Source organism: Nocardiopsis eucommiae, from assembly GCF_965344335.1.
GTDB lineage: Bacteria > Actinomycetota > Actinomycetes > Streptosporangiales > Streptosporangiaceae > Nocardiopsis > Nocardiopsis eucommiae.
This window is the reverse complement of sequence record NZ_CBDRIY010000004.1, coordinates 157963-169338: the sequence shown is the minus strand read 5'-3', so window position 1 is coordinate 169338 and position 11376 is coordinate 157963. Positions and strand designations below refer to the sequence as shown.

The window sequence follows — 11376 nt, the reverse complement described above, 5'->3', positions numbered from 1 at the left end:
GGGGGCGTTGGGCACCGCGCGAGTCCGACATCATAGACTCCCACCCCCATGAGTTAACAGATGCACCGGAAGCCCTCCGAGTTCCCGCGAACCGGGAGGAGACTTTCCGCATCATCTCCTCCGGGCGAACCACCAGTGATGACGGCAACGGGAGAGAGCGAGTGAACCTGACAGCGGCGGCACGACCCCTCGAAGCACGGTCGGCGGCGACGCGGACGGTCCGCACCGCCTCCACCCTCGTCGTCGGTACCTCCCTGGTCGCGGTCCTCCTGTCCGCGCTGGGCGCGGCCCCGGCCGGAGCGGACACCACGGGCACCTACGACATGTGCCCGCAGGTCTACTACTACGTGGTGCCGGAGGGCTCCCCCGGGCTGGAGGCGATCGCCGACCTCATCCTGGACGACCCGGAACGCGCCGACGAGATCCACGAACTCAACGTGGGCCGCACCCAGTCGGACGGCCAGGCCCTGGGCGAGGACCGCGCGGTCCAGACGGACTGGCGACTGGTGGTCCCCTTCGACTCCGGCGGTGACGGCGTCTACGAGGGCCGCGACCCCCTGTGCGTGGTCGCGGTGGACCAGGCCAACGCCCAGGGCGTGGCCCCGCCGAGTCCGCACCCGGCGCCTCCCGCCTACTCCCCGCCGCCCGAGGAGGAACCGTCGGCGCAGGAGGGTGAGGTCACCGACGTCACCCCGCAGGACGACAAGCCCAAGATCGACCCGCGCCTCCTCGCGGCCGGTGCGGCGGGACTCATCCTGCTGACCCTGCTGACGCTGTTCTGGCAGCCGATCGGCCGGGCCGTCGCCTGGCCGTTCCGGAAGATCGCCGCGCTCCCCTGGCGCAGGCCCCGCAAGCCCCGCTCGGCTCGGATCGCCGCCGCGACGCGTCGGCGCCGGGCCGCGACCGAGCGCGTCACGGCCGATCCCGACGCGGTCCACCGCGCGGGAGGCGCCCACGCGGACCTCCTCGGAGCGCCCGCCGAGATCCCCGCCCGGCCCGTGGCGATCCTGACCACGCCCGGGGAGACGACCGCGATCGTCCCCGCCGGGGCGACCCCTCCCGCCACCTCGTGGCGGGTCGTGGACACCACGACCTGGCGCTACGCGCGCGGTGCGGGGTCCTCGGGCCCGCTCAACTTCGCCGCGTCCACCCACACGATGGTCCGCCCCGTGGTCAACGGGGTCCTGGCGTGCCTGGGCACCCTGGAGGACGGGGACGCGCTGGTCCACGTCGACCTCACCCGGGTCCGCGGCCTGCTGGCGGTGGGCGGCGATCGCACGGTCGCCGCCGACGCGGTGCGCGTGGTCGCGGACGCGCTCCACGCCAAGGGCCTGACGATGCGGGTCCTGAAGTCGGGTCAGCCGCTGCACACCGTGGTCCCCGCCGCGCTGCCGGACCTGACCGTCCCGGATCCCGTCCAGGGCCTGGAGCACAGCCCCGAGCACCCGCTCGTGGTGGTCGTGCCGCGTCCGCTGGGGACGTCGGACGAACACGTGCTCGCCAACATCCCTCCGAACACCCTCGTGGTGGGGACCGGGGAGTCGGTGCACGCGCGCTGGCAGTGGGAGGCCCACGAGGACGGCACCCTCGACACCGGGGCGCTCGGTCTCCGGGTGGTCCTGCGAATGCCCGAACGCCGCCAGTGAACGGGCCCCGTCAGCCCGGATCCGTGGTGCGCTCCTCGCGCCGGACCTCCCGGACGCGGCCGTAGCGGACGGCCTCGAAGGGGAAGGGGACGCGTGTCGCCCCCGGGTCCATGCCCTCGGCGAGCAGCGCCCGGACGAGTGCGTCGGGGGTGTCGGTGCGGGCGGTGACGTACCGGCCGTCCCGGCAGACGATCTCGACGCCGTCCCCCGCGCGGGCGTTGGTCAGGTTGAACCGGCTCGGGCGCCACACGTGGCGGCCCTCGAGGCGGGCCCAGCCGACGTAGGCGATCTCGTCGGTCCGGAGCCCGACGCCGCGACGGCCCGCGTGGATCTCCAGCACTCCGCTCGCGACCCTCATGCGGACGCTGGAGACGTACACGAGTGCCCCGCCGATGACGGCCGCGAGGAACAGCACCGCGAGGAGGGGCCACCAGAACGGCCCCTCGTCCACGACGAGGACGCCGGTGCCGACCACCGCGATCGCGGGGCCGACCACCATGCCCGCGATCCGCAGCACCGGGTTGGTGACGACGCTCCGCTCGTACCCGGGGCGGGCGTCGGGTGTGCGGTCGTCCACCGGATCAGCTGGCCTCGTCGGACGGGGCGGGTGACTCGGCGTCCTCCGGGGCCTCTGGAGGTTCGGACCCCTCCGCGTCCTCGTCCGCCTCGGGGTCCTCTGGTTCCGGGCCGACGACGAAGCGCTGCCGGTCCTGGACGAGGATGGCGTGGCCGGTGTCGGTGATCGCCTCCACGTAGGCGGAGAGCTCGTCCCCGACCACGTCCATGGTCTGCGCGTCCAGCACCAGCTGGAGGTCGCCGTCCTCGTTGGAGCGTGAGTCCCCGTAGACCAGGCCGCCGTGGGCGAAGGCCGGCGAGATCGAACCGTCGTCCTCCTCCAGGCCCCAGCGGACCTCACCGCGGACCAGGTCGACCGCGACCATGGTGGCCTCACCGCTGGCCTGCGACAACAGGAGGGTTCCGGTGGCGGAGTCGTACAGGAGCCCGGGGACGCCCGCCTCGTCGAAGTGCTGCGAGACCGGGTTGGTGCCCGCCTCCTCCAGGGTCCACAGCGGCTCGCCGTCCACGGTGTCGTGGGCGGAGAGCACCGAGGGCGCCTCGGGCTGGGCCCAGCGCAGCAGTATCGTCGCCGGGACGTCCTCGTCCGCCCGGTCCTCCTCGTCCTCGTCCTCGTTCTCCGCGCCCTCGTCCTCCGCGCCGTCCTCGGGCTCCGGGGCGGGGAACACCCCGAGGATCTGGGGGAGGGGGACGGGTGCGGTGGCGGGCAGTCCCAGCTCCTCGTCGCTGGCCGCCACCGACCACAGGAGTTCGCCCGCGTCCTCGGGATCGAGCGAGTGGGCGCGCAGGACGGAGTCCCCGGAGTCCAGCAGGACGGTGTCGTCCCAGGCGGCCACCGGGACGCCCAGGCGTTCCGGATCGTCCGCGCTGGCCTCGGTGTCCTCCGGAGCGGTCTCGTCGTCGTCCTCGTCCGTCTCGGCGTCCTCGGGTTCGGTGTCCTCCGGTTCGGGCTCGAAGGTGTAGGACCACAGTTCCGCGCCCTCGGCGTCCAGCACCGAGAAGTCGCCGTGGGGCTCCTCCGAGCTCCACTCGGCCGGGCGGCGCACCGCGACGCCGTCCAGGTAGAGGTCGCCCTCCTCCGCCGGTTCCCAGAGCCGCTGCCCTTCGGCGTCCAGGACGAAGGGGGTGTCGTCCGTGTCGGTCATGAGCAGGACGGTCTCGCCCCCGGAGTCGGTGTCGAACCCCCGGAAGCGCGCCTCGCCCTCCCAGAGGGTGTCGCCGGTGGCGGCGTCCTGGAGCAGGTGCCGGTCCTCACCGCCGGAGCTGATCAGGAAGGCAGCGCCGACCGGGCTGATCCGCACGCCCAGGGGGTCGTCGAGGATGTCGTGGGAGCCCGCGTCCTCACCGTGCAGGGGGCGCAGCACCTCGCCCTCGATGCCGGGGGGCAGCTCTCCCTCGAACTCCGTGGGGATCGGAGGGGGCTCCTCCTCCGGTGCGGGGGCGGGCGGCTCCGGATCACCGGTGCAACCCGCGACCAGCAGCGCCGCAAGGCCACAGGTCAGCGCCTGAAGCACCCGTGAGCTGCGCATTGACGGTATCTCCCCACGAAACGATGACGTTTACGGCAAATCCTAAGCCGGGGAGCGGCCAGGTGGATACACGGTGCCGACCACTCGTTACGGGCCTGTGAGCGCGCCGCTCCCGGGCTCAGGAGCCGGGTTCGGGCTCCACCTCGATGGTGGTGACACCCCTCACCTCGAACTCGGCCCGGCCTCCGGTCAGCTCCGCGAGGCGGACCTCGAAGCCGGGCAGGTCGGCCTCCGGCAGTGCCACCTGGATCCGGACCCGGTCCTCGTAGGCGACCTCCCGGACGGTGGTCGAGGAGTCGCGCAGGTCGCTCTCCAGCCGCCCGCCGAGGACGTAGTCGGCGAACACGTCCACCACCAGGAGCTGGCGCCGCTCCAGCAGACCGAACTCCTCGACGGCGGCGGACACCGCGTTGCCGTAGGCCCGGATGAGCCCGCCAGCGCCCAGCTTGGTGCCGCCGAAGTACCGGGTGACCACCGCGACGGTGTCGGTGATCCGCCGATGGCGGAGCACCTCCAGCATGGGCACCCCGGCGGTGCCGCCCGGCTCGCCGTCGTCGCTGGACCGCTGGACCCCACCGTCGTCACCCAGGACGTAGGCGGTGCAGTTGTGGTTCGCGCTCCAGTGCTGCTTACGGCGTTCGGCGATGAACGCGCGGGCGGCGTCCTCGTCGTCCACCCTGGCCATGGCGCAGATGAACCGGGACTTCCTGATCTCGATCTCGTGTTCGCCGCCGCGCTTGATCGTTCTCATGTCGCCTGTTCAGAAGGGTTCGTGGTGGGACGCACCAGTCTGCCATCCCCGAAGGAGCCGACCTTCCCCGCCCGCACTGCTGGTACGGTCCCCTCACCGGAGGGGCCCAGGAGCGCGCCGGGAGCCCCACAGGGGCGTCGGGCGCGCGGTCGCGCCCTCACGGGGGCGGCGCCGACCCTCCGAGCACACCACAGTTGCCGCACTCGGCGTTATCTGACATGCACTTTGGGTAACGTTGCGGACAGCCACAGCACTGATCACCGGGGAGTCCCGACATGCGCACCACGCCACCCTCCGTCGGTCTGGTCCTGACCGCCCTTCTCGTCACCGGGTGCGCCCAGGGCGCCCCCTCCACCAGTGACGGAGCGGCCGCCACGGACAACCCCGCCGCCCAGCCGACCACCTCCCCGAGCGTGACCGCCTCGATCTTCCTCCCGCCGGGCGAGAGCGCCGGGGCGATCACCTACGACGAGACCGCGGTCCCCGAGGGGGCCACCGCGGACGTCCAGGTCCGCGTCCAGGACGGTTCCACGTTCGTGCAGTTCACCGGGACCGGCCTGGAGGCGGACCGGGACTTCGGCGCCCACGTGCACACCCGCCCGTGCGGTGACGAACCCGCCGACGCCGGTCCGCACTACCAGAACGAGGTGGACCCGGCGGCGACCGAGGACGAGCCCTCCACCGACCCCGACTACGCCAACCACGAGAACGAGGTCTGGCTGGACATGACCACCGACGGCAGCGGCAACGCCTTCGTCACCTCGACGGTGGACTGGGAGTTCCGCGAGGGCGAGGCGCACTCCCTGGTGCTGCACGACGAGCACACCTCCACCCACGAGGGGCACGCGGGCACCGCCGGGGACCGCCTCGCCTGCGTGACCGTCGAGTTCTGACGGCCGGGGGCGGCCCCGGGGGCGGGGATCAGTCCGGCAGTACCCTGCGCAGCACCACCTTCTCCGCGAGCGCCCAGGCCGTGGAGGCGAACAGGTAGATCCCGGCGGCCAGGGGCACGAACGCCGCGATGACCACGGTCGTGAACTGCATGTACGACAGTGCCGCCAACATCGGGGGCTGCGCGGGGTTGTCCCGCATCATCGGCAACACCACGTAGCGGCGGTTGGCCCAGGCCACCAGGGCCAGGAGCACCAGCAGTGCGGCGAAGACCGGGGGGACGAGGACCCCCTCGAGACTGGTGACCAGGGTGGAGCCGAGTTCGATCCCGCCGAAGGTGTGCGCGAGCAGCGGCTCCTCCCCTGGTCCGGCTCCGATGAACAGCCCGTACAGGGCCACGACCAAAGGGATCTGCACGAGGCCGGGCAGGCAGCCCGCCAACGGCGAGGTACCCGCCTCGGTGTAGACCTTGCGCTGTTCCGCGAGCATCCGCTCGGGGTTCTTCCCGTGGCGCTTGGTGATCTCCGCGAGCCGGGGCGCGATCCGGGCGCGCTGCTTCTCCGCGCGTACCTGGGCCACCCCCAGCGGCAGGAGCAGGAGGCGCACGGCGACGGTCAGGCCGACGATCGCCAGTCCGGCGGCCGTGGCCCCGGCGAGCGGGGTGAGTGTGGTGGTGAGGGCGGCGAGGACCGCCGAGAGCATGCTGATGACGGCCGCGATCGGCCCGAAGGTGTACAAGGTCGGGACCCTTCGTCTGGGTGGGAAGTTCAGACGTCAGGCCGCTCGGAGCCGAGCCACGGCGGTACGCGCGCGGGGGCGCGTCCGGGCGTGGGTCAGCGAGCGGCCGGAAGGGCCGCGCCGGGGGCTCGGGGACGCGGTCTGCCCGCCGCGTCGGGGTCGCACAGGGTGAGGACGGGGAGCTTCCTGGCTCTGCGGCGCATCGCGTGCGCCGTCCCGGTGGCGGTGTCGCCCACCGGCCACAGGGCCGTGCCGCGCAGGGCCAGCCAGGTCAGGGCCGCGCCGACCGCCACGACCAGCAGGGTCAGGGCGCCGCTCTCCCCACCGGGGAGCGGGAGGTCGACCGGGAGGAAGCCGAGGGCGAGGAACTCGAAGAACGGCAGCAGGTACTGCACGCGCGCCCTCCCTTCCCGTCCGTTGCCCCCATCCTATCCAGCCCTCCACCAGGTCGACAGGGGCCCGTTCACCCTGTGGAGAAATCCGCCGACACTCCGCCGTGGCTCCCCACCTTTCGCGTGATCCTGTAGCTAAATGACACAGAGTAACCATCTCCGCACTCGGCAGCGCCCTTCGGTGCCCGTCCGCGTCTCCAGTACCTGTGCCTCAAGGGCTCGCGCGAGCCCGGTGAAAAGGGGAATCCCGTGCCGATCCGCCCTGCCAACCTCGCCACCATGTCCGCGACCATCGCCGGAGCCATCTCCGGGATGGCCAGCAAGGAGGAGACCGCCCCGGTGCGGGTCACCTTCGAGTCCGGCCACGAGCAGAACGTGGAGAACGGCGGCTGCCGTGTCCTGGAGACCGGCCAGGGCGGGGTGGTCGAGATCGAGGGCGAGTCCCGGTTCGCGCTCTTCGCGGGCACCAGCTGCCAGGGCAGCCGCACCCTGGCCTCCGGCCAGGGCTCCGTCCGCTTCGGCACCCCGGTCCTGGCCGGGGCCATCGTGATCGGCTAGCCGTCCGACGCGCGGATGCGGGCGACCTCGTCCGGGACCCGTTCGAGGGTGTCGCCGCGGGAGCGCAGCACCTCCCCCGCCGTGACGTGTCCCAGGCTCAGCCGACGCTCCGGGGGGAGTCCGTCGAGCAGGCCCGACAGGTAACCGGCGGCGAAGGCGTCACCGGCGCCGACCTCCTCCACCACCTCCACGGACGGGGCGGGCACGAACACCGTGTCCGCCCCGTCGAAGCTCGTCGCCCCGTGTTCGGCGTCCTTGACCACCAGGGTCGGCACCTCCGGGAGGACCGCCCGGACGTCTTCCACGGCCGGGGTGCCCCACAGGCGTTCGGCCTCGTCACGGCCGACGAACACCACGTCGGCGCGACGGGCCAGGTCCAGCAGCACCGGCCCGGCCTCCCGGGCGTCCCAGAGGGCGGGCCGGTGGTTGACGTCGAAACAGCGCAGCGCACCGTTGCCGGACCGCCGGTCGAGGAGGTCCCGGACCAGCGCGGCGGCGCGTGAGGACAGCGCGGGGGTGATCCCGGACAGGTGCACCAGCCGGGGCCCCCGGGACCACACCTTCTCCCCGTCCACCACGGACATCATCGACGCGGCCGAACCCCTCCGGTAGTAGAGGACCCCCGCGCCGCCGGGAGCGGTGTCCTTCACGTAGAGGCCGGTGGGCAGGTCCGGGTCCACCTCGACTCCGCGCACGTCCACTCCGCAGCGGGCGACGGCGTCGGTGACCATCCGCCCGAAGGGGTCCGCGCCCACCCGGCTCACCCAGGCGGCTCGGTGGCCGAGCCGGGCCAGCGCCATCGCCACGTTGGACTCGGCGCCGCCGGTGCCCACCGTCAGGCGGGCGTCCTCGGCCAGGGCCTCGGGTGAGGTGAGCACCGCCATGGTCTCCCCCACGCAGACCGCGTCGATCCGGGTCATCGGGCGTTCCTCCGAACGGATCGGCCGGGGAGGCGGTCGGTGCGGCGCCCGTCCCGGACGGTGAACTCTCCGGCGATCAGGACGTGCTCGATGCCCACGGGGGTCTGCCGGGGTTCCTCGTAGGTGGCGGGTGAGTTCACGGTGTCGGGGTCGAACACGGCGAGGTCCGCCAGGGCGCCGACCTGGATGAACCCCCGGTCGGTGAGGCCGAGCCGCTGGGCGGGACGTGAGGTGAGGTGGCGGACGCACTCCTCCAGGCTGAGCAGGCCCAGTTCCCGCACGTAGTGGCCGAGGTAGCGGGGGAAGGTGCCCCAGCCGCGCGGGTGGGGCCGTTCCCCGACGAGGATGCCGTCGCTGCCCGCCGTGTGCGCGCCGTGGCGCATGATCGTGCGGATGTTCTCCTCGTTCCCGACCTGGAGCAGGCACCCGCTGCGCAGCTCGTCCGCGATCAGCAGGTCGACGAAGACCTTCCCCGGAGCCTCGTCGCGGTCCCGGGCGAGGTCCGAGACGGAGGAACCCACCGCCCAGGACAGCGCGGGGTCGGCGGTCCCGGTGACCACGAGGGCGGTCCAGTCCATGGGGACGCCGTGGTTGCCGTCCGTGCCCACCTCCTCCACCTCACGCAGGATCCGGTTCCGGGTGGCGGGGTCGCGCAGGCGGGCGAGCGTGGCGGCGGTCCCGCCCTCCTGTGCCCAGGAGGGCAGCGGCGCCGCGAGGTAGGTGGCGCTGGCCCGGTAGGGGTAGGTGTCGAGGGTGACGTCCAGGCCGTAGCGGACGGTGGCCTCGTCGATGGCGTCAAGCACCTCGGGGGCGCGGCCCCGGTTCTGCGGAAAGTTCACGTGGCAGTGAGCGAGGTGGAGGGGCACGTGGGCGCGGCGGGCCACCTCCAGGCACTCCTGGTAGGACTCCACCACGCGCGACCCGTAGTTGCGGTGGTGGGGGCAGTAGTAGCCGCCCGCCGCGCGGACGGGTTCGAGGAGGGCGACGATCTCGTCGTCGCTGGCGTACATGCCGGGGGTGTAGGTGAGTCCGGCGGAGAGCCCGTGCGCCCCCTGGGCCATGCCCCGGGCCACCATCGCGCGCATGCGGTCGATCTCGGCCTCGGTGGCGGGCCGGTCGTCGTCACCCACGACCGCCATGCGGACGTTGCCCTGCGGGACCAGGTAGGCGGCGTTGGTCGGGGACCCGCGGTCGATCAGGTCGAGGTACTCACCGACCCCGCGCCAGGAGTGGTCGAGGTCGGGCGTCCCGTTCCAGGCGGCGATCCGCTCGCGGATGGGGTCGACGGTGGCGTCGGTGACGGGCGCGTAGCCGAGCCCGTCCTGGCCGAGCACCTCCAGGGTGACGCCCTGGAGGACCTTGGCCTCGTGGGCCGGGTCCGCGAGCAGGGCGAGGTCGGAGTGGGCGTGCATGTCCACGAACCCCGGAGAGACGGCGAGGCCGGACACGTCGACGACCTCACCGGTGGTCCTGGCGCTCCCGGGTGGGACGATGTGGGTGACGCGGCCGTCGCTCAGGACCAGGTCCGCGAGGCGGGAGGGCCCGCCGGAGCCGTCGATCACCCGACCTCCGGCGAGTACGGTCTCGGGCTGCACTGTTCCTCCGTTCGGGGTCCCCGACACCCGTTCGGCGGTTCCGCCGTCGGAGGGTCGGTGTGGCCCAAGATACGCTTCAGGAAAGAGAATTGGTAACTTTGTTGCCAATAAATGTGTTCGCGGGCCGCCCGCGTGACCGCACGATCCCGGGCGCGCACGGGAGCACGCGAGACCCGACCGAAGGAGACGCATGTCCAAGAAGGCGGTCCAGACCGACAAGGCCCCCGTTCCCGCCGGTGCCTACAGCCAGGGCGTCGTGGCGGGCGGTTTCCTGTACACGGCCGGGTTCGGCCCGCAGGACCCCGCGACCGGCCGGGTGGCGCCGACCGTGGGCGAGCAGACCGCGCAGGTGCTCGCCAACGTCGCCGCCGTGCTCGCGGAGCACGGGCTGACGCTGGACGACGTCGTGAAGTCCACGGTCCACCTGGAGAACCTCAAGGCGGACTTCCCGGAGTTCAACGCGGTCTACGAAGAGCACTTCACCGCCCCCTACCCGGTCCGCACCACCGTGGGATCGGACCTGGCCAACATCCTGGTCGAGATCGACGTCGTCGCCAAGCTCCGCGACTGACCGGCCCGGCTCGGGCCGCTTCCCGGTCGTGTCCCGAGCGCGTCCCGGCCCCGCCCGCCGTGGCCCGTGGCCCGGCGGGCACTCCCGGGCACGCACCAGGCCGACCGGCCGCCCCCGACATCGGCTCCCCGGGGGCGGCCGGTCCCCCTCCCGCCCCCGGCCAGCCCGGACCGGCACCGGTCCGCCCCGGGCGGACGAGCTCCGAGCGGCCCTGGGGAGCGGCGTCGTGGACGTTCTCGACGGAAGAGACGGAGCCGCCACCCAGGCGAGCGGCCGTCTCCCCTACTGTGCGCCGCTTCACGGGCTCCACGGCCTCGCACGGCGGCGGCGCGGCCGGGTTCCGCTGTCCGATCCTCATCGGCGCGGTGAGAGGCGGCCTGGTGTCGCGGGCGCGGGACGATCCAGGAGACACGATCTAGGCCCGGCGGCGCGCCCGCACCACGAGGTCGTGGACGACGTAGATGGTCCCGTCGATGGCCTGTTCCGAGGGACGCGCCTCGTTGACGAGCACGTCCCACTCCCCCTCGGTGAGCGCTGCGGTCACCGCGTCACCCTCGTAGAACAGCTCCGGGTACGGCGGACGCGGCACCCCCGTCTCCAGGTCACTGGGGTGGTGGGCCACCACCAGGAGCTCCCCGCCGGGCGCCACCGCGGCCGCCAGGTCCGCGAACAACAGCGCCCGGGGGTTCGGGTAGAGGTGCATGTACTGGACCGTGACCAGCTCGTACTGGGGGGACGGCGGGGCCCAGCGGGTCACGTCCGCGCGCAGCCAGGTGATCCGCTCCGCCACTCCCGCGCCCGCCTCCGCGGCGTGTGCCGCCGCGCGGTCCAGCGCCACCGACGAGATGTCGACCGCGGTCACCCGCCAGCCACGGGCCGCCAGCCACAGGGCGTCCGCGCCCTCACCGGCCCCGACGTCCAGCGCCCTCCCGGGCCTGGCCCCCTCGATCTCGGTGACCAGGTGCCGGTTGGGCCGCCCGCTCCAGATCCGTTCGCTGGAGCGGTAGCGCTCGTTCCAGAACTCCTCGTCCATCTCCTCGGACAGGGAACCGTACTCGTCGGCCATGTGTCGACCACCTCCGTACCCAACTCTGCTCAGCCGGACGCGGTGAAGCGAGTTGCCTTGCCGAACCGGCAACGGAGTCCTCGAAAGGAGTGGAGAAGCCGGGCCGCAATTTCACATAAACCACAGAACTCGGCCCGCTTCTC

12 protein-coding genes are annotated in these 11376 nt (G+C 72.9%); 4 read left to right on the top strand and 8 right to left on the bottom strand.

All coding sequences use genetic code 11. The features are described 5' to 3' along the window. Positions 1–161: 161 nt before the first annotated feature. The gene (locus tag ACRWK8_RS04210) at positions 162–1646 is read left to right on the top strand and encodes a hypothetical protein (protein ID WP_378738106.1); all 1485 of its coding nucleotides are present in this window, start codon (positions 162–164) and stop codon (positions 1644–1646) included. Between the two features lie 10 nt (positions 1647–1656). Here ACRWK8_RS04210 and ACRWK8_RS04205 read toward each other — a convergent pair whose 3' ends face one another. The 3 genes from ACRWK8_RS04205 to ACRWK8_RS04195 all read right to left on the bottom strand — a co-directional run bounded on the left by ACRWK8_RS04205 (position 1657) and on the right by ACRWK8_RS04195 (position 4502). Continuing rightward, entirely contained in the window at positions 1657–2223 is a 567-nt protein-coding gene (locus ACRWK8_RS04205) for a hypothetical protein (RefSeq protein WP_378738108.1), read from the bottom strand. Between the two features lie 4 nt (positions 2224–2227). Then, positions 2228–3751: a hypothetical protein gene (locus ACRWK8_RS04200; RefSeq protein WP_431868445.1), complete on the bottom strand. Its 1524-nt coding sequence runs from the start codon at positions 3749–3751 to the stop codon at positions 2228–2230. 118 nt (positions 3752–3869) lie between these two features. Next, entirely contained in the window at positions 3870–4502 is a 633-nt protein-coding gene (locus tag ACRWK8_RS04195; RefSeq protein ID WP_378738112.1) for a YigZ family protein, read from the bottom strand. A gap of 275 nt (positions 4503–4777) precedes the next feature. Here ACRWK8_RS04195 and ACRWK8_RS04190 point away from each other — a divergent pair, with 275 nt between their 5' ends. Further along, positions 4778–5395 (top strand): superoxide dismutase family protein, encoded by a 618-nt coding sequence (locus tag ACRWK8_RS04190; protein WP_378738114.1) that lies wholly within the window; start codon positions 4778–4780, stop codon positions 5393–5395. A 28-nt stretch (positions 5396–5423) separates the two neighbouring features. Here ACRWK8_RS04190 and ACRWK8_RS04185 read toward each other — a convergent pair whose 3' ends face one another. Next, positions 5424–6131, bottom strand: a complete 708-nt coding sequence (locus ACRWK8_RS04185; protein ID WP_431868442.1) for a YidC/Oxa1 family membrane protein insertase — start codon at positions 6129–6131, stop codon at positions 5424–5426. Positions 6132–6226: 95 nt separating this feature from the next. Next, positions 6227–6526 (bottom strand): DUF6412 domain-containing protein, encoded by a 300-nt coding sequence (locus ACRWK8_RS04180; RefSeq protein WP_378738118.1) that lies wholly within the window; start codon positions 6524–6526, stop codon positions 6227–6229. A 246-nt stretch (positions 6527–6772) separates the two neighbouring features. Between ACRWK8_RS04180 and ACRWK8_RS04175 the strand changes: the two genes are divergently transcribed. Further along, entirely contained in the window at positions 6773–7081 is a 309-nt protein-coding gene (locus ACRWK8_RS04175; RefSeq protein ID WP_378738120.1) for a hypothetical protein, read from the top strand. Here ACRWK8_RS04175 and ACRWK8_RS04170 read toward each other — a convergent pair. Together ACRWK8_RS04170 and ACRWK8_RS04165 are read right to left on the bottom strand one after the other, a co-directional pair. Continuing rightward, on the bottom strand, positions 7078–8001 hold the full coding sequence (locus ACRWK8_RS04170) for a sugar kinase (protein ID WP_378738122.1): 924 nt from the start codon (positions 7999–8001) through the stop codon (positions 7078–7080). The two genes, ACRWK8_RS04175 and ACRWK8_RS04170, sit on opposite strands and share 4 nt — an antisense overlap. Beyond that, positions 7998–9596, bottom strand: a complete 1599-nt coding sequence (locus tag ACRWK8_RS04165) for an N-acyl-D-amino-acid deacylase family protein (protein WP_378738124.1) — start codon at positions 9594–9596, stop codon at positions 7998–8000. Before ACRWK8_RS04165 ends, ACRWK8_RS04170 begins: the two co-directional genes overlap by 4 nt. 190 nt (positions 9597–9786) lie before the next feature. Here ACRWK8_RS04165 and ACRWK8_RS04160 point away from each other — a divergent pair, with 190 nt between their 5' ends. After that, positions 9787–10167: a RidA family protein gene (locus ACRWK8_RS04160; RefSeq protein ID WP_378738126.1), complete on the top strand. Its 381-nt coding sequence runs from the start codon at positions 9787–9789 to the stop codon at positions 10165–10167. Positions 10168–10582: 415 nt separating this feature from the next. Here ACRWK8_RS04160 and ACRWK8_RS04155 read toward each other — a convergent pair whose 3' ends face one another. After that, positions 10583–11233, bottom strand: coding sequence for a class I SAM-dependent methyltransferase (locus ACRWK8_RS04155; protein WP_378738128.1), 651 nt, complete (start codon positions 11231–11233; stop codon positions 10583–10585). Positions 11234–11376: the final 143 nt, after the last annotated feature.